This is a genomic window from Burkholderia sp. AU4i (assembly GCF_000466765.1).
Taxonomy (GTDB): Bacteria; Pseudomonadota; Gammaproteobacteria; order Burkholderiales; family Burkholderiaceae; genus Burkholderia; species Burkholderia cepacia.
In genome coordinates this window covers 1-17,796 of sequence record NZ_ASSI01000180.1, presented here as the reverse complement: position 1 = coordinate 17,796, position 17,796 = coordinate 1, and the positions used below count along the sequence as shown (strand labels likewise).

Here is a 17,796-nt window from a genome sequence, read left to right as displayed (position 1 = left end):
AAGACTCGGTGGAAATCAACAGCCTCGCATATCCGAGGCGCATTCTTGGGTTCTCGACGAAACTGTGGACACGTTTGGCCCGTTCACTGAGCCGATGACACCCGCAAGAATCTTTCCACAGTCGAAACTCCTGGAAAACGGCCTCCCTGCCTGGAAGCAGCCACTATCGCCACCTTGACGTGCGCGGCTATGCGCGCTCGATCGCGATATCTCTGCTCGGTGCAATAACTTAATCAGATCATTACGGCCTGTCAAAGATGGACGCGAATGGAGTCATCGGTCCATCCTTGTCCTTGCAAAGATGCGAGATATAACGGATATCGTCTGTCGCGAGATGAGATCCCGTGACAACGCGTAGCCGGTCAAGTGAAGTGCGCAAAGTTGTCAGGGGAAAAGCGAGTATGGAGTGGTCAGCGTCGAATGTGTAGTAATTATCGCCCACATATGCCGCTAGGGCTTTCCTGACGCCCAACCGCTTGATTTCCTTAAAGTGGCGAGGTACCTCGGGCTCTACGAACCGTGCGCGTGTGTAGTTTGCCTCCTCTCGACGACGCTTGATCCAATCGAGCGGATTTTCCGATGCAATCTCCTGAGAGAGGAGCGGGTGGTTAGGGAACTTCGAAGAGAACAACTCGAGCACTAGTTCGTGCGTGTTACCTTTTGCTTTCGTGACGGACTGGCCGGGTTGAGCTTCAGCGACGAAGGGCTTTGTGCCCCTATACAAGATGGCCCATCCTTCGGATGCAAGCAGCGCTCGCAAAGCATAAAACGTGGCGTAGTAGGCCTTGACCGAGCTCCAGCTATACACATTGCCGTCCGCGCCAGTCACAGCTTCAGCCAGCGATATCGCTCCGGAATAAAGGTAGGCGCGCGCATCTTCCAGTAGCGCATGCCGCAATGAGTGTGATTGGGCGGCGGTGAATGGTGTGAAAGCAGCGCCGGCCCCGAACTCGCCGTTCAGATATGTCGAAGCGAGGTGCATACATTCAGATCTCGAAATCCTTCGCTTCGACTTTCGGCCGGAACTGTTCGTTCAGGCGTTCGTAGACACGCTTGGTGGCCTCGGTGCCCCCAAGGCTCTTCAGGTCTGCTTGTTCTATAAGCCGGTTTTCCGGCATGTTCAACGATTCGTCTATGGTCTTTGATGTGAATGAGCCGCGTTGATTGCAGTATGGAAAAAGCTTGAGTTGCAGAAAATTGATTGCACCGGTGAAACCCGCTGCGTACATGAATGCATTCTCTTTTTCCCACCATTTCGAACCATATTTATCGGACAGGGCAGTGAACAGATTCATGATGATCTGCTTTTGCATGTTCAGTTCTTTCACGCCGATGCGTTCGAAATCGCCCCGTTCTTCAACGAGAGGCTTGATCGCCGACACTGCGGTGGATAAAGCAATTCCACCTCGTCGGGTGGGGGCGCCGGGCAACTTAATCTGCCCCTTATATGGTGAGTCGTCGTCTTCGTTCAGAAAGATCACAATATCACGCGCGCGCTCTGCTGCCTGATCGACGATCTCGGCACTCGCAACGCCATAGAGATCAAAGACCAGACTGCGCGGAACTGGTTTCTGCTCGGTGTTGATCGACAGGAAGATGTCCGCACATTCCTGCGTGCCAAGCCCTGCGTAGAACACCACTGGAACCTCAAGCTTGCTCCAGCGTTCGTCTTCCTGAATCGCCTCGCGAATGCCTGCGATACGGTGTTGGCCGTCAATGATCTGGGCGGACTGCGCGACCATCGGAATGTCAATGTCAGTGTCGGTGAACTCTAATGGCTGATCGGTGTTCACCCAGTTCAGAACAAACGCATTCGGAAAATTTCCACCATTCATCACGAATCGCTTGATATTGACAATTCGACTCGTGTTGAGAACCCGCTGCACCGCCCCTTCCTCGGCCGATTGACCCCGAACCGCTGCATAACTGAGCAAGGTGATCGTCTTCGCATCCAATTTGGTCAGGAAAAAGGAATGCTTCTCCTGCTTCACATGGATACAGGGGACGGTGAGAATTTTCGTGGTTTTCGGTTTGCGCGTGGCCATCTGTGTTGTCGATTAAAAGAGGCGCGCTCATTTTACAGGGATCGCAAAAAGCTGCCACCGCCCGTCATCTCATGTGCCTGCCAACCCTGTCTCAGAACGACAATTGTGGATTGGTACTACTGCATTATCGGTCGGTGATGGAGGCGATAGCGGTACCCCCGTCTTGGCTTGCTTCTTCCTCGACGTCGGCGAGCCAGTCCGCCCACGCTTGCATCATCTCCCGCCGCTCCGGCAAATACTTGGCGTGGTTGTATGTCGAGCGAGTCCTGTCCTTATCTTTGTGCGACAACTGCATTTCGACCACTTCGTCCTTCCATCCCATTTCATGGAGGGTGGTCGACGCGGTTGCCCGAAAGTCATGACCAGTTATCGGGTCGGGATTGTCCGGAACCATGTAGTCGATTGCCCGATTGATCGTAGCGCGACTCATGTGTGGACGCGTTCGATTGCTATGGAGAATTGGCAGGATGTACCCGCGATCTCCATACATCTCCTGCAGTTCGTGCAGCAGTCCTAGCGCTTGCTTGGGAAGCGGAACGATGTGCAGGCGTCGTGATTTGATTTTTTCCGGGGGCACCTTCCATTCTGCGGCTACTAGGTCGATTTCTTCCCATCGCGCGCGGCAAAGCTCGATCGTTCTCGGAAACAGGATCATCAGCAATCGAATCGCAATCGCGGTACGTCTGCTCTTGTAGGCCGGGAGCTGCCGAAAGAGCCTCTTCAGTTCTTCACGGCTCAACGCCCTAGCATTCTCTGTCGGTGGTTTCAGGACCGCGCCACGCAGCACCGATGCGGGATCTGTATCGGCTCGCAACGTGATCACCGCATACTGGAACACGTTGGAGACGTATTGGCGCAGTTTGATCGCTACGGAAGGGGAGCCACGCTCTTCGACCCGACGCATCAAAGCAAGCACGTCGTGGGCGGTAAGAGAGCGCATGGGGCGGTTTCCGATGTACGGGTAGGCATCGGCTTCGAGCATGCGCAGAATCTCGCCAAAGTGTCGCTCGGTCCAAGTCTTCCGCTTCTTCGCCAGCCACTCGTCGCTGACTGCTCGAAAAGTTGCTTTGCCTTCGTTGATACGCGCCGAGACGATTTCCTGTCGCGCATGGGAAGGGTGTAGTCCCTTCTTAACGAGTTCACGGGCACCGTCGCGTGCCGCGCGCGCGTCTTGAAGGCTGACCGTGGGATATTCGCCGATCGCGAAGAGATTCTCCTTCCCGGCAATTCGATACTTGTATCGCCAGAGCTTGGAGCCGGACGGATTCACCAACAGATACAGTCCATTGCTGTCGGTAAGTTTGGTAGGCTTGTTGCCTGCCTTCGCTTGTCGGATCTTGATGTCGGTAAGTGGCACGGTGAAAAAGGGGGTATCGTCTCTGATGGTTGAAATGATACCCCCATTTATACCCCCTTTTTTCTCGGCTGGACACGATTCCCGGCGAACATAGGCGAACGGTGGAAGGGCATGGGTGGCCCAACTGGTAAGGGTTTTGGGAGAATTCCCGAACCAACACGAACTGGAGCGAACGAAGTGATACGACATATCGTCATGTGGAAGTTGAAGGAATCGGCCGAAGGCGCGACGCGCGCGCAGAACGCGCTGAAGCTGAAGGAAAAGCTCGAAGGCTGCCGCGACCTCGTGCCGGGCACGCTGCAGATCGACGTCGGTGTGGCAACGCCCGGCCTCGACGCGACCGCCGACATCGTGCTCGTGTCCGATTTCGCGGACAAGGCCGCGCTCGATGCCTACCAGGTGCACCCGGTTCACCAGGAAGTGAAGAAATTCGTCGTCGCGGTGGCCGAGTCGCGCGAATGCGTCGACTACATCGTCGACAGCGCACGATGAGCGACGCGGCAACCCCGACGGACGGCCCGTCGATCGAAAGCCCGTTCGTCGACCTGCTCGGCGTGCAGCTCGTGTCCGCGAAGGACGGGGCGAGCGAGCTCGTGCTGCCGCTCGAAGAGCGGCACATGAACACGTGGAGCATCGCGCACGGCGGCGTGACGATGACGCTCGCGGACATCGCCCTCGCGATGGCCGCGCGCAGCCTGACCGACGACGGTGTCGGCGTCGTGACGGTCGAGATGAAGGTGAACTTCATGCAGCCGGGGCGCGGCGAGTTGCGCGCTTACGGGCGCGTGATGCATCGCTCGACGACGATGGCCTACTGTGAAGGCGAAGTGCGCGACAGCGACGGCAATTTCGTCGCGAAGGCGCTCGGCACGTTCAAGTACATGCGGCGGCTCGCGGTGGGCCGCGACATCAAGCGGCAACGTTCGCGCACGGCGCCGGATGCCCAGCCCGGCCCGAGCGACGCGTAAGCGCCAGGACGCACGGCCCTGCCGCTTTGCCGACAGGGCCGTTTTGTTTTGCACGTGGCAGGTGTGCCGTCGAACGCGTTCGCGGCAGGCCGAGAGAGGGCCGGGATTGCGCACCGCGCCCGCGCGACGAGGGCGTGGCATCATGTGACGCTTGTCCGTTCACGGCGTCGCACCGGCGCCGTCCTTATCGATGCCGCTGAATCCGAAGATCGCCCAGGTGCTCGACATGATCGAGCGCGCGAAACGTCCGTCCTACCATCACCAGACGCCGCAGCAGGCGCGCGCCGCGTACGAGAAGAGCGCGCCGATCCTCGACGTCGCACCGGCGCCGATGCATTCGGTCGAGGAGTGCGTCGTCCCGACGCGCGATGGTCGCACGATCGGCGCGCGGCTGTACCTGCCGGTCGCGCCGAGCCTCGCGGAGCCGCTGCCTGCGCTCGTGTACTACCACGGCGGCGGTTTCACGGTCGGCAGCGTCGATACGCACGACGCGTTGTGCCGGATGTTCGCGCACGACGCGCAGTGTGCGGTGCTGTCGGTCGGCTACCGGCTCGCGCCGGAGCACCGGTTCCCGACCGCGGTGAACGACGCCGACGACGCGTTGCAATGGCTGCATCGCGAGGCCGCTACGTTCGGCATCGATGCCGAACGGCTGGCCGTCGGCGGCGACAGCGCGGGCGGCACGCTCGCGACCGTCTGCGCGGTGCTCGCACGCGACGCGGGCATTCGCCTCGCGCTGCAGATGCTGATCTATCCGGGCGTGACGGGCTACCAGGACACCGGATCGCACGCACGGCTCGCGAACGGCTACTTGCTGACGCAGGACACGATCCAGTGGTTCTTCACGCAATACGTGCGCGATCGGGCGGATCGCGACGACTGGCGTTTCGCACCGCTCGACGGCACGCGCGATGCGCCGTCGTTCGCGGGCGTCGCGCCGGCGTGGATCGCGACGGCCGAATACGATCCGTTGAGCGACGAGGGTGCCGCGTATGCGGAGAAGTTGCGTGCGGCGGGCAACGCGGTCACGCTGGTCTGCTATCCGGGGATGATCCACGAATTCTTCAAGATGGGCGGCTACATCCCCGAGGTGCGGGCCGCGCATGCCGACGCGGTCGCGGCACTGAAGGCCGCATTCGACGATGTTTGACGACGTTGGCGGCATTTGACGGCGCGCGCGCCGCGTGGAGGGCTGCGATGACGGACGGCGTGGTGGAAACGGGCGACTGGGCGGTGCTCGGCGGCGACGCCGCGCGGATCCGCGACGCGGTGTTCGTGCGCGAGCAGCAGATTCCGCCGGAATGGGAGCTCGACGACGACGATCCGCTGTCGCTCCATGCGGTGGCGTACCGGGTCGATGCCGCGACCGGCGTGCGCCGCGCGGTCGCGACAGGGCGGCTGCTGCCGTCGGGCACGATCGGCCGCGTCGCGGTGCTGGCCGATGCACGCGGCCAGGGCGTCGGGTCGGCCGTACTGGACGCGCTGCTGGACGCGGCGCGGCGCCGCGGCGAAATCGTCGTGCGGCTCTATGCGCAGGATTCGGCCGTGTCGTTCTACTTGCGGCACGGCTTCACGGCGGTCGGCGAACCGTTCGTCGAAGCGGGCGTGCCGCACGTCGAGATGGCGCGCGCGCCGTAGCACGGCGCCGACCCGCGCGCTCAGCGCGGCGGGGTCGCGTCGAGGTCGAACGTGAACGCGCGCTCGAACGAACCCGGCCGCACGGTGCGGTGCGAACCGTCGTCGTCGCAGCGCTCCTTGATCTCGACCGTGAGCCGCACGCCTTCCTTCATCGTGACGCGCAGTGCGGTCGTGCCGCGCGTGCCGTATTCGGGCGTCTCGATGAACGCGGCCGACAGCGCACGTTCGCGCTCGATCGGAATGCCCGTGTGCGGCAGCGCGTCGTCGTCCGCGACATGCGGGTCGCGCATCAACGCGATCAGGTCGTCGAGCGACGGGGTCGGATTGTCGGTAAGCAGCGTGCCGAGTTCCGCGCGTTTGCGCACCACTTTCGGCCAGGGCGTATCGAGCCGCGCATTCGACAGCGCATGCACGCCGGGCGCGATCGCGACGGGGGCGGCGACACCGCTTTCGCCTTCGGGCGCACGATTGCAGAACCACGCGAGTTCGCGCCGCCTCCAGTCGCCGACGAGTAGGTTGAAGCCGTTGTAGACGGCCGCATGCTCGGCCAGCCGCCCGAGATAGTCGAGCGGTGCAACGGACGGGCCGCCGAGGAAATCGGACACGAGCTTGCCGCGGGTCGGCGCGCCGGCGCGAATGTCGAACGGCGCGCGGTAGTTCGTCAGCGCGGCGAACCGGCCGTCGCGCGACACGCCGAGCCACGTGCCGCCCGCTTCGAGATCGCGGCCGGCCAGTACGCCCGGGACATCCTCCCACCACGAAAGCGGCGCGCTCGTCCGGCGAAAGAACTCGTCGCGGTTGGCGATGAGGGTAAAGACGGGACCGGCGGCGGCATCGGGCTGCCAGTCGAAGGCAATCAGACACATCGGGCGAATCTCTCGCAGGAAACATCGGGCGCCGGCTGCGACTCGCGAGCCGGCGCGCGAATGGGTTGTCAGTGCGTCACGCTTCCGTCGGCCATGCGTACGGCAGCGCGTCGAACGCGAGCGCCGGGCCGTCGGCCGAACCGACGTGTACCGTGCCGTTGTCGAGCGCGGCGAGCTTGATCTCGACGAGCGCGTCGATGCCGCCCGCGGGCGCGGCCGCCGCGTTGACGATCATCCCGCACGGCTGGCCGGGATCGTCGCTGTGGAACAGCTCGACGCCGGCATGCACGGTATCGGTTTCGCCGGCGACGTGCGCGAGCGCCGTGCGGCGCTTGATCGTGCCGCGGTACTGGCTGCGTGCGACGATTTCCTGGCCCGGGTAGCACCCTTTCCTGAAGTTAACGGCGCCGATCACGTCGAAGTTGACCATCTGCGGCACGAACTGTTCGACGGCAGGCTGCGTGATGCGCGGTTCGCCCGCGCGGATGTCGAGCCAGTCCCATACGGCCGGCGACACGACCGGCAGCGTACCGCCGAGCGCGGCGATGCGCGCATCGACTTCCGCACGCGGGCCGATCCACAGATAGCGCTTGCGGCCGGCCGCATCGGGCACGCGGATCAGCGTGCCGGCCGGGCCGTCGACCTTCACGTGCACGCCGTCCGGCAGCGCGTCGAAGATGCCCGACAGCGCGTCGCGCACGTCGCCCGCGAAGCCGGCCACCGCGAGCGTGTCGCTCGCGTCCGTCAGTTTCGCCTTCGCGCGCAGCACGAACATCGACAGCCGCTTCTGCACGGCGGGCTGCACGTCCTTCGACACCAGCAGGCGCACGCCGTGGCCGGCGCGCCACGCGAGGAACGACCCGAGGAGGCGCCCCTTCGGCGAGCAATAGCCGGACAGCCGCGCGCTCGCGGCGTCGAGATGCTCGATGTCGTTGGTGAGCTGGCTGTGCAGGAACGTCGCGGCGTCGTCGCCGGCCACGTCGATCACGCCGAACTGCGGCAGCGGCATGCAGGCGCCCGGCGCGTCGAAATCGGCGGCGGACGGGCGGGGGAAAACGGGGAGCGAGGCAGATGCGGCCTGGGCAGCCGGTGAAGCGAACGGTGTGCTCATGGAATGAGGGAACAGTCAACCCTGACTTTGACGAAGGCGAGCAAGTATTATATGGGTCTTACCTGAGTCACGTTTCCATGTCCCTACTGAAGAAATGCGCCGCGACGATCGTGGCGCTGGCCGTCGTTGTGGCCGCTGCCGGCGCGGGCGGCGGGTATTACTGGGCGACCCGGCCACTGCTGCTGGGTTCCGCATCGCTCGACGTCACGATCAAGCCGCGCAGCAGCGTGAAGAGCGTCGCGCTGCAGCTCAGGCGCGGCGGCGTGCCGGTCGAGCCGCTCGGCTTTGTCGCGATGACGCGCGTGCTCGGGCTGTCGAGCCGGCTCAAGTCCGGCAACTACGAATTCAAGACCGGCATCACGCCGTACGAGGTACTCCAGAAGATCGCGCGCGGCGACGTGAACGAGTACGTCGCGACGGTAATCGAAGGCTGGACCTTCAAGCGGATGCGCGCGGAACTCGATGCGAACCCCGATCTTGCCCACTCGACGGCCGGCATGAGCGACGCCGAGCTGCTGCGCGCGATCGGCGCGCCGGACAACGCGGTGCAACGCGGCAGCGGCGAGGGGCTGTTCTTCCCCGATACCTACCTGTTCGACAAGGGCACGAGCGACCTGAACATCTATCGGCGCGCCTACCATCTGATGCAGACGCGTCTCGACGAGGCCTGGGCCGCGCGCGTGCCGGGCCTGCCGTACAAGACGCCTTACGAAGCGCTGACGATCGCGTCGATCGTCGAGAAGGAAACGGGCCATGCGGCCGATCGCGCATTCGTCGCGGCCGTGTTCGCGAACCGGCTGCGCATCGGCATGCCGCTGCAGACCGATCCGTCGGTGATCTACGGGCTCGGCGACGCGTACGACGGTCGCCTGCGCAAGCGCGACCTGCAGGCCGACACTCCTTACAATACCTACACCCGACGCGGGCTGCCGCCGACGCCGATCGCGTTGCCGGGCGTCGCCGCGCTGCAGGCGGCGATCAATCCGGCCCAGACGAGCGCGCTCTATTTCGTCGCGAAAGGCGATGGCACGAGCGTGTTCTCGGACACGCTCGGCGACCACAACAAGGCCGTGGACAAGTACATACGAGGTCAATAATGGCGAGCGGTAAATTCATCACGTTCGAAGGCATCGACGGGGCGGGGAAGACCACCCACCTGCAATGGTTCTGCGAACGCCTCCAGGGCAAGCTGGCCTCGGCCGGGCGGCAGGTCGTCGTCACCCGCGAGCCGGGCGGCACGCAGCTCGGCGAGAAACTGCGCGAGATCCTGCTGAACCAGCCGATGGATCTCGAGACGGAAGCGCTGCTGATGTTCGCCGCGCGTCGCGAGCATCTCGCGCTCGTGATCGAGCCGGCGCTCGCGCGCGGCGACTGGGTCGTGTCCGATCGCTTCACCGATGCGACGTTCGCGTACCAGGGCGGCGGCCGCGGGCTGCCGCGCGACAAGCTCGAGACGCTCGAGCGCTGGGTGCAGGGCGGCTTCCAGCCCGACCTGACGGTGCTGTTCGACGTCGCGCCGCAAGTCGCGAGCGAGCGGCGCGGCGCCGCGCGCATGCCCGACAAGTTCGAAAGCGAATCCGACGCGTTCTTCGCGCGCACGCGCGGCGAATACCTGCGGCGTGCGGAAGAGGCGCCGCACCGCTTCGCGATCGTCGACGCGACGCAGACGATTCCCGAGATTCGCCAGCAGCTCGAGCGCGTGCTCGCCGCGCTGTAATTCGCAAGGAACGCACCACATGATCTATCCGTGGCAGACCGACGACTGGAACCGCCTGCAGCAACTGCGTGCGCAATGGCCGCATGCGCTGCTGCTGCATGGCCAGGCCGGGATCGGCAAGCTGCAGTTCGCGCAGCATCTCGCGCAGGGCTTCCTGTGCGAATCGCCGCAGCCGAACGGCGAGCCGTGCGGCGCCTGCGCGGCCTGCACGTGGTTTTCGCAGGGCAATCATCCGGACTACCGGATCGTGCTGCCCGAAGCGCTGGCGGGCGAGGCGCCGGGCGCCGCGGACGACCCGAAAGCGGCCGACGCGGACGAAGGCGGCAAGAAGACCCGCGCGCCGAGCAAGGAAATCAAGATCGAGCAGGTGCGCGCGCTGCTGGACTTCTGCGGGGTCGGTTCGCACCGCGGCGGCGCGCGCGTCGTCGTGCTGTATCCGGCCGAGGCGCTCAACGTCGCCGCGTCGAACGCGCTGCTGAAAACGCTGGAGGAGCCGCCGTCCGGCGTCGTGTTCCTGCTCGTGTCGGCGCGTATCGACCGCCTGCTGCCGACCATCATCAGCCGCTGCCGGCAGTGGCCGATGACCGTGCCGGCGCCCGACGCGGCCGCGGCCTGGCTCGCGGCGCAGGGCGTCGAGCATGCGGACGCGCTGCTCGCCGAGGCCGGCGGCGCGCCGCTCGCCGCGCTGGCGCTCGCGAGCGACGAGAACCGCCCGCTGCGCGACTACACGCTCGGGCAGCTCGCGGCCGGTGCGGCATGCGACCCGTTCGCGTGCGGCGAGACGCTGCAGAAACTGCCGGTGCCGCTGGTGCTCGGCTGGCTGCAGCGCTGGCTGTACGACCTGCTCGCGCAGCGGATGGCGGGCGCGCCGCGCTACTTCCCGATGCATGCGGCGGCGCTCGCGCGCTGCGCGGAAGCGGTCGATGCGAACGCGTTCGCGCGTTTCATGAAGGCCGTGACGCGGCAGCGGACGGTCGAGAACCATCCGCTCAACGCGCGGCTCGTATTCGAGGAATTGTTTCTCGGGTACCGGGAAATCTTCGCGTGATCCGGCATTGTTTCCCGTGGGTTGTGAAACGATGACCGGCTCACGCCGCGACGCGACCGTGGCCGGCCGGCCCGCGAACGCCGCCTGTTGCCGCATGCCGGCGCGCACATGAGCGCGCGCCTTACGAATTCAGGAAACACGATGTTCGTCGACTCTCACTGCCACATCAATTTCAAGGGCCTGGCCGACCGCCTGCCGGCCGTGCTCGAGAACATGCGCGAGCACGACGTCACGCACGCGCTGTGCGTGTCGGTCGATCTCGAGACGCTGCCCGACGTGCTCGCAATCGCCGAAGCGCACGACAACGTGTACGCATCGGTCGGCGTGCATCCCGATCACGAGGACATGCGCGAGCCGACGCTCGCGGAGCTCGTCGAGCTGGCCGCGCACCCGAAGGTCGTCGCGATCGGCGAAACGGGCCTCGACTACTACCGCCTCGAAGGCCGCTCGATCGCCGACATGGAATGGCAGCGCGAACGCTTTCGCACGCACATCCGCGCGGCGACCGCGACGATGAAGCCGCTGATTATCCACACGCGCTCGTCGTCGGAGGACACGCTGCGGATCATGGCCGAGGAGCGCGCGGACGTGCCGGGCGGCGTGATGCACTGCTTCACCGAGCCGTGGCCGGTGGCCGAGCAGGCGCTCGCGCAGAACTTCCATATCTCGCTGTCGGGCATCGTCACGTTCAAGAACGCGACCGACGTGCAGGACGTCGCGCGGCGCGTGCCGCTCGACCGGCTGCTGATCGAGACCGACTCGCCGTACCTCGCGCCGGTGCCGTATCGCGGCAAGCCGAATGAACCTGCGTACGTCAGCCATGTCGGACGCTTTATCGCGTCCGAGCGCGGGATCGCCGTCGAGGCACTGGCCGACGCGACGACGCAGAACTTTTTCCGGCTGTTCAAGATCGCCCGCTAACGACGTGCGCGCAGCCGACAACCCAGGGAAGGAGCCCACAACAATGACGAAGCCGACCAACCATCTGCCGAAACGTGCACTCGTTGCCGCCGCGCTCGTCGCGAGCGGCCTGTTCGCGGCAGCCGGCGCGCATGCCGAATCGCTCGATGCGATCGTCAAGGCCGTCAAGTTCGACGACATCGCCGACATCGGCAAGCAGCTCAAGAGCGGCAAGCTCGACCCGAACACGATCGCGCCGAATGGCGACCCGCTGATCGTGATCGCCGCGCGCGAGAAGTCCGACAAGGTCGCGGCGGCGCTCGCCGCGACGCCGAACGTCGACCTTGAGAAGGAAGACAAGGCCGGCGAAACCGCGCTGATGCTCGCGTCGCTGAACGGCGACCTCGGCCTGGCGAAGCTGCTGGTCGACAAGGGCGCGGAAGTCAGCAAGAAGGGCTGGGCGCCGCTGCACTACGCGGCCACCAACGGCCAGGACGCGGTCGTGAAGCTGCTGCTCGACCACGACGCGTATATCGATACCGCATCGCCGAACGGCACGACGCCGCTGATGATGGCCGCACGCGGCAACCATGCGTCGACGGTGACGCTGCTGCTCGACCAGGGCGCCGATCCGCAGGTGAAGAACCAGCTCGGCATCACCGCGCTCGAATTCGCGAAGCACTACAACGCGCCGGACGCGATCGAGATCCTGAGCAAGCGGACGACGCGCATCGGGGCATCGACGCCGGCAGACGCGCAAAAGAGTGCAAAATGACGGTTTTCGGTGCGGCAGACGGTGCCCGCCCGGCCGGATGCCGGCCGGAGCCGGGCATCCCGGCGCCGCGCCGGCCAGGGCAGCAGGCGGTCTCGGGCCGCATTGACATAAGGAACACCATGTTGCGCGCAATGTTTTGTGCCGCGGCGTTTGCCGTGCCGTTGTCGGCGGCGGCTTTCACGGGCGCGGATCTCGACCGGCTGTGCGCGAAGACGGACGTCAAGTCGCGGGCGTCGTGCGCGGCCTACATCGAAGGTGCCGCCGACGGCGTCTACAACACCATCGATGCGATCGGCGGCACGACGGGGCCGCGGGTCGGCCAGTATTTCTGCCTGCCGCCCGACATCCGGGCGCAGCAGATGACCGACGCGGTGCGCAAGTACATCGCGGAAAATCCGAAGCTGGCCGACTACAACGCGAGCACCGCGGTGTCGCTCGGTCTCGGCAAGGCGTTTCCCTGCAGGAGCGGCAACTGATCTGACGCCGTGTCCGGGCACGCGCGTGGCCCGGACGTCGCCGACGCATCCCAGGACGAGGCATGCACGCCTCATCACCGAAGGGCGCCGATGATTTCAATCGAGGAACTGCAGCGCATCGCCGATGCGCCGCTGCATTCGTGGCTCGGCACGCTGGCCCTGTCGGTCATCGTCATACTGGTCGTCACGGTCGTGCACCGCCTCGGCGCACGCATCGTCAAGCGCCTCGCGCAGCCGTATCCGCTGATGAGCGCGATCCTGCGCTACATCGACAAGCCGTCGCTCGTCGTGCTGGCGCTGCTGGCGCTCGAGTTCGTGTGGCTCCAGGCGGACGACGGCATGTCGTTCGTGCGCGGCATGCGCACCGCGGCCGCGGTCGGCTCGATCGTGTCGCTCACGTGGCTGCTGGTGCGGCTCGCGGCCGGCGTCGGCGACGCGATCATCCAGGCTCATCCGATCGATACGGCCGACAACCTCCAGGCACGGCGCATCCATACGCAGGCCAAGGTGCTCGTGCGGACCGTGATGGTGCTGATCGTGATCATCGGCACCGGCGCCGCGCTGATGACGTTCCCGAACGTGCGCCAGGTGGGCGCGAGCCTGCTGGCGTCGGCCGGCGTCGCGGGCCTGGTCGCCGGTATCGCCGCGCGGCCGGTGCTCGGCAACCTGATCGCCGGGTTGCAGATCGCGCTCACGCAGCCGATCCGGCTCGACGACGTGGTCGTGATCCAGGGCGAGTGGGGGCGCATCGAGGAAATCACCGGTTCGTTCGTGTCGGTGCGGCTGTGGGACCAGCGACGCCTCGTCGTGCCGCTGCAATGGATCATCGAGAACCCGTTCACGAACTGGACGCGCAGCAGCTCGGAGATCATCGGCACGGTTTACCTGTCGGTCGATTACCGTACGCCGCTCGCGCCGCTGCGCGAGGAGCTCGCGCGGCTCGTCCATGCGGCGCCGGAGTGGGACGGCCGCGTGCAGGTGCTGCAGGTGACCGACGCGACGGAGCGCACGATGCAGTTGCGCGCGCTCGTCAGCGCGGCCGACTCGTCGTCGTGCTGGGACCTGCGCTGCCGCGTGCGCGAAGGGTTGATCGCCTATCTGCAGGACCGCTATCCGCAATGCCTGCCGCGCAGCAGGATGGAACTGTATCCGCACGATTCCGCACCGGATGCGCCGAATCCCGAACGGCCGCACGCGCGCGCCCCTGCCGCCAGTACGGCGGCCAACACCGCGGCCGACCCGCAGGCCGTCGAAGGCCGCTGAAAGCGGCCCGCCCGTCACCGTCATGACCGTGCTGAAAACCCTTGCCATTGCCAATTACCGCTCGCTGCGCGAGCTGATCGTGCCGCTCGCGGCGCTCAATGTCGTCACGGGGCCGAACGGCAGCGGCAAGTCGAGCGTGTACCGCGCGCTGCGGCTGCTCGCCGACACCGCGCAGGGGCGCGTGATCCCGTCCCTCGCGCGCGAAGGCGGGTTGCCGTCGACGCTGTGGGCCGGCCCCGAGCGTTTCTCGCGGGCGATGCTGGACGGCGACGCGCCGGTCACCGGCACGGTGCGCAAGGGGCCCGTGAGCCTGAAGCTCGGTTTCGCCTGCGACGATTTCGGTTATTCGATCGATCTCGGCATGCCGATTCCGAGCCACTCGCAGTTCTCGCTCGATCCGGTCGTCAAGCGCGAGTGCATCTGGGGTGGCGCGGTGCTGCGCCCGTCGACGCTGCTGGTCGACCGGCAGGGCGCGCAGATCCGCGCGCGCACCGCGACCGGCGACTGGCAGACGATTCCGCAGCCGGTGGCGAGCTTCGACAGCATGATGACCGAGTTCGCCGATCCGACCGGTGCGCCGGAAATGATCGCGGTGCGCGAACGGATCCGCTCGTGGCGCTTCTACGACCATTTCCGCACCGATGCGCAGGCACCCGCGCGGCAATCGCACGTCGGCACCCATACGCCGGTGCTCGCGGACGACGGCGCCGACCTGGCCGCCGCGCTGCAGACGATTCGCGAAATCGGCGACGGCGCGGCACTCGATGCGGCGATCGACGACGCGTTTCCGGGCGCGTCGGTCGAGATCGACAATCCGGGCGGCCGTGGCCGCTTCGACGTGCTGATGCGCCAGCCGGGGCTGCTGCGGCCGCTCGCGGCGGCCGAGCTGTCGGACGGCACGCTGCGTTACCTGCTGCTCGCGGCGGCGCTGCTGACACCGCGGCCGCCGGCGCTGATGGTGCTGAACGAACCGGAAACCAGCCTGCATCCCGATCTGCTGCCGGCGCTCGGCCGCCTGATCGCGCAGGCGGCGCAGCATTCGCAGGTACTGGTCGTGTCGCACGCGGCGCGGCTCATCGCGACGCTCGAGCGCGAGGCCGGCTGCGAATCGCTGGTGCTCGACAAGCAGCTCGGCGCGACGGGGCTCGTCGACGCGGACACGCGCGACCTGCCGGCATGGAAGTGGCCGTCGCGCTGACGGGCGGCGCGGCGCGCGTTCGGGGGCGTTCGGGTGCGATCGTCGTGTCGGGGGCCATATCGGCCCGACAGGCGGAATGTATCCTGCCTGTAACAACACCCATAAAATGAAAGACGGGCGGTTCCGGGCAACCGGATCGCGAATAATGAGGAGATATCCGGCGGGCGCTGCATCGGGGCGAGCCGCGCGCGAAAGCGCAAGGGCCCGCCGGCCGTGCCGCAACGGACAGGACACAGGAGACGTGGACCATGAGAATTGCCCAGATCGCGCCGCTGACCGAATCGGTGCCGCCGAAGCTGTACGGCGGCACGGAGCGCGTCGTGTCCTACATCACCGAGGCGCTCGTCGAGCTCGGTCATGACGTGACGCTGTTCGCCAGCGGCGATTCGACGACACGGGCGAAGCTCGAGCCGGTCTGGCCGCGTGCACTGCGGCTCGACTCGTCGATCCGCGACCGGGTCGCGCCGCACATGCTGCTGATGGAGACGGTCGCGCGCCGCGCGAAGGACTTCGACGTGCTCCATTTCCACATGGATTACTACTCGTTCTCGGTCTTCAACCGGCAGGAAACGCCTTACGTGACGACGCTGCACGGCAGGCTCGACCTGCCCGAGCAGCAGCCGGTGTTCGACACGTTCAACACGGCGCCGGTGATCTCGATTTCGAACTCGCAGCGCCAGCCGCTGCCGCAGGCGAAATGGCTGACGACCGTCTACCACGGGCTGCCCGATACGCTGTACATGCCGCAGCCCGTCGAGCCGCGCTATCTCGCATTCCTCGGCCGCATCTCGCCGGAGAAGCGCGTCGACACGGCGATCCGCATCGCCCGTCAGTGCGGGTTGCCGATCAGGATCGCCGCGAAGGTCGATGCGGCCGACCAGGAATACTTCGAGCGCGAGATCAAGCCGCTCTTCGCGTTGCCGCACGTCGAATACATCGGCGAGATCGCCGATCACCAGAAGGCCGAGTTCCTGTCGGGCGCGCATGCGCTGCTGTTTCCGATCGACTGGCCGGAGCCGTTCGGCCTCGTGATGATCGAGGCGATGTCGTGCGGCACGCCGGTGATCGCGTTCAATCGCGGCGCGGTGCCCGAAGTGGTGGACGAGGGTGTGTCGGGTTTCATCGTCGAGGATGAAATCAGCGCGGTGGCCGCCGTGAACCGGCTGCACCTGCTGCCGCGCGCGCGCGTGCGGCAGCGCTTCGAGGCGCGCTTCACTTCGCGCCGCATGGCGCAGCAGTATGTCGACGTCTACCAGTCGGTGATCCGCGCGCAGAAACGCTCGCGCTTCAAGGTCATCGACTCGACGACCTGACGCGCGTCGCGCACGGATAAAAAAACGGCGATGCCCGCGAGGACATCGCCGTTCGTGCGTGGCCCGCGCGCGGTGCGCACGGGCGGCCCGCCAGCGTCAGATCTTCAGCTTCGAGACCTTCGTGCCGTTGATCGACACGTCGCCCATCAGGCCCGCGTTCGTCAGCACGACGACCTGGACCGGTGCGGTGGCCGTGGTCGTGTCGACCGCGCCGTTCGCACCCATCTTCACGAGCGCGACCGACGCGCCGGCACCGGCGGCCCAGCCGTCCGAGCCGCGGAATTCGTCGAGCGCTTCCTGCGTCATGAACAGGAACACGATCGCCTTCGACTGCGCACCGGCCTGCAGGCCGACCGACAGCGACGACGTGTTGTAGTAGCCGACCGTGCTGCCGCCGACGCGCAGTGCGCCGTTGCCGGACTGGCCGCCGACGATGAAGCCGGCCTGGATCACGTCCGGGAAGACGAGCACGCCGCGCGACTTCGCGACGAGTTCGCGCGAACCCTTGACCGTGGAATACATGCGCGACAGCGTGGCGTCGACGCTCGAGTCGATTGCCTGGCGCTTCGACGCGTTGGTCGCGGCGTTGTCCGGCTTGTCCGGGGTGGTGGTGCAACCGGTGAGCGCGAGGCTACCGACGATGAGCGCAGCGGCGGCTTTCAGCACGAGATTCCGTTTTTGCATCGTTCTTCTCCATCGGATGACGTTCGGAGTGAGTCTCGCTCAGGGAGCGGATCACGTCGGCAGTTATATCACAGTGGATTACACCCCCTTTTCGTCCGCGCAACAAAAAGCGTCAAATCGGGCGAGGGTGTCGCGGCGTGCCAACGGACGATCCGGCGCCCGCGCGCCGGGGGCGGCGCGGCATGCGGGCGCCGCGGTCGATCGCGCGGTGGGTGGCGCCCGCGGCGCGCATCAGTGCGTGACGGGCGGAACGGGCGGCTTGATCGGCGGGCGGCGCAGCACGCGACGGATCAGCGCGATCACGACGCCGCACGCGAACAGGAACGCGGCCGGCACGATCCAGTAGCCGACGAATGCATGCCACAGGTAGCCCGCGAGCGTACTGCGGCGCAGCACGTATTCGTCGCGGGCCGCCTGCTGGCGCGGCGCGTTGGCGG

General features: G+C 66.0%; 19 protein-coding genes and 1 pseudogene. 13 read left to right on the top strand and 7 right to left on the bottom strand.

Features of this window, described 5'->3' with window-relative positions; translation table 11 throughout:
* Positions 1–241 precede the first annotated feature (241 nt).
* The 3 genes from L810_RS33530 to L810_RS33520 form a co-directional block, all read right to left on the bottom strand.
* Complete coding sequence (locus L810_RS33530) at positions 242–982, bottom strand: hypothetical protein (protein WP_042977212.1); 741 nt, start codon at positions 980–982, stop codon at positions 242–244.
* Positions 983–986: 4 nt separating this feature from the next.
* Entirely contained in the window at positions 987–2,045 is a 1,059-nt protein-coding gene (locus L810_RS33525) for a DGQHR domain-containing protein (protein WP_021162656.1), read from the bottom strand.
* A gap of 124 nt (positions 2,046–2,169) precedes the next feature.
* Positions 2,170–3,402 (bottom strand): tyrosine-type recombinase/integrase, encoded by a 1,233-nt coding sequence (locus L810_RS33520; protein ID WP_051392364.1) that lies wholly within the window; start codon positions 3,400–3,402, stop codon positions 2,170–2,172.
* A 177-nt stretch (positions 3,403–3,579) separates the two neighbouring features.
* Here L810_RS33520 and L810_RS33515 point away from each other — a divergent pair, with 177 nt between their 5' ends.
* The 4 genes from L810_RS33515 to L810_RS33500 all read left to right on the top strand — a co-directional run bounded on the left by L810_RS33515 (position 3,580) and on the right by L810_RS33500 (position 6,008).
* Entirely contained in the window at positions 3,580–3,894 is a 315-nt protein-coding gene (locus tag L810_RS33515) for a Dabb family protein (RefSeq protein WP_027787175.1), read from the top strand.
* Positions 3,891–4,370: a PaaI family thioesterase gene (locus L810_RS33510; RefSeq protein ID WP_011352338.1), complete on the top strand. Its 480-nt coding sequence runs from the start codon at positions 3,891–3,893 to the stop codon at positions 4,368–4,370. The genes L810_RS33515 and L810_RS33510 overlap by 4 nt, the downstream gene beginning before the upstream one ends.
* Before the next feature lie 190 nt (positions 4,371–4,560).
* The gene (locus tag L810_RS33505; protein WP_021162652.1) at positions 4,561–5,520 is read left to right on the top strand and encodes an alpha/beta hydrolase; all 960 of its coding nucleotides are present in this window, start codon (positions 4,561–4,563) and stop codon (positions 5,518–5,520) included.
* A gap of 47 nt (positions 5,521–5,567) precedes the next feature.
* Entirely contained in the window at positions 5,568–6,008 is a 441-nt protein-coding gene (locus L810_RS33500) for a GNAT family N-acetyltransferase (RefSeq protein ID WP_021162651.1), read from the top strand.
* Between the two features lie 20 nt (positions 6,009–6,028).
* Here L810_RS33500 and L810_RS33495 read toward each other — a convergent pair whose 3' ends face one another.
* Positions 6,029–6,874: an NRDE family protein gene (locus L810_RS33495; protein ID WP_021162650.1), complete on the bottom strand. Its 846-nt coding sequence runs from the start codon at positions 6,872–6,874 to the stop codon at positions 6,029–6,031.
* 76 nt (positions 6,875–6,950) lie between these two features.
* On the bottom strand, positions 6,951–7,985 hold the full coding sequence (ygfZ, locus tag L810_RS33490; protein WP_042977209.1) for a CAF17-like 4Fe-4S cluster assembly/insertion protein YgfZ: 1,035 nt from the start codon (positions 7,983–7,985) through the stop codon (positions 6,951–6,953).
* Between the two features lie 77 nt (positions 7,986–8,062).
* Here ygfZ and mltG point away from each other — a divergent pair, with 77 nt between their 5' ends.
* The 9 genes from mltG (at position 8,063) to L810_RS33445 (ending at position 16,675) form a co-directional block, all read left to right on the top strand.
* Complete coding sequence (gene mltG, locus L810_RS33485) at positions 8,063–9,082, top strand: endolytic transglycosylase MltG (RefSeq protein ID WP_021162648.1); 1,020 nt, start codon at positions 8,063–8,065, stop codon at positions 9,080–9,082.
* The gene (tmk, locus tag L810_RS33480; protein ID WP_021162647.1) at positions 9,082–9,702 is read left to right on the top strand and encodes a dTMP kinase; all 621 of its coding nucleotides are present in this window, start codon (positions 9,082–9,084) and stop codon (positions 9,700–9,702) included. Before mltG ends, tmk begins: the two co-directional genes overlap by 1 nt.
* 19 nt (positions 9,703–9,721) lie before the next feature.
* On the top strand, positions 9,722–10,750 hold the full coding sequence (locus L810_RS33475; protein WP_021162646.1) for a DNA polymerase III subunit delta': 1,029 nt from the start codon (positions 9,722–9,724) through the stop codon (positions 10,748–10,750).
* A 141-nt stretch (positions 10,751–10,891) separates the two neighbouring features.
* Positions 10,892–11,671 carry a TatD family hydrolase gene (locus L810_RS33470; RefSeq protein WP_021162645.1) on the top strand — a complete coding sequence of 260 codons (780 nt, stop codon included), beginning with the start codon at positions 10,892–10,894 and terminating at the stop codon, positions 11,669–11,671.
* 43 nt (positions 11,672–11,714) lie between these two features.
* Entirely contained in the window at positions 11,715–12,425 is a 711-nt protein-coding gene (locus L810_RS33465) for an ankyrin repeat domain-containing protein (protein ID WP_021162644.1), read from the top strand.
* A gap of 119 nt (positions 12,426–12,544) precedes the next feature.
* On the top strand, positions 12,545–12,901 hold the full coding sequence (locus tag L810_RS33460) for a Rap1a/Tai family immunity protein (RefSeq protein ID WP_006485939.1): 357 nt from the start codon (positions 12,545–12,547) through the stop codon (positions 12,899–12,901).
* 90 nt (positions 12,902–12,991) lie between these two features.
* Entirely contained in the window at positions 12,992–14,164 is a 1,173-nt protein-coding gene (locus L810_RS33455; protein WP_021162643.1) for a mechanosensitive ion channel family protein, read from the top strand.
* 22 nt (positions 14,165–14,186) lie between these two features.
* Positions 14,187–15,362, top strand: a complete 1,176-nt coding sequence (locus L810_RS33450; RefSeq protein ID WP_021162642.1) for an AAA family ATPase — start codon at positions 14,187–14,189, stop codon at positions 15,360–15,362.
* 248 nt (positions 15,363–15,610) lie between these two features.
* A complete protein-coding gene (locus tag L810_RS33445; protein ID WP_021162641.1) occupies positions 15,611–16,675 on the top strand; it encodes a glycosyltransferase family 4 protein in 1,065 nt (354 codons plus the stop codon).
* A gap of 96 nt (positions 16,676–16,771) precedes the next feature.
* On the opposite strand, the gene L810_RS33440 is transcribed toward L810_RS33445, so the two are convergent.
* Both L810_RS33440 and L810_RS33435 read right to left on the bottom strand, forming a co-directional pair.
* Complete coding sequence (locus L810_RS33440) at positions 16,772–17,359, bottom strand: BPSL1445 family SYLF domain-containing lipoprotein (protein ID WP_011352325.1); 588 nt, start codon at positions 17,357–17,359, stop codon at positions 16,772–16,774.
* A 231-nt stretch (positions 17,360–17,590) separates the two neighbouring features.
* Positions 17,591–17,796: pseudogene (locus tag L810_RS33435) on the bottom strand (hypothetical protein); the annotation flags it as partial.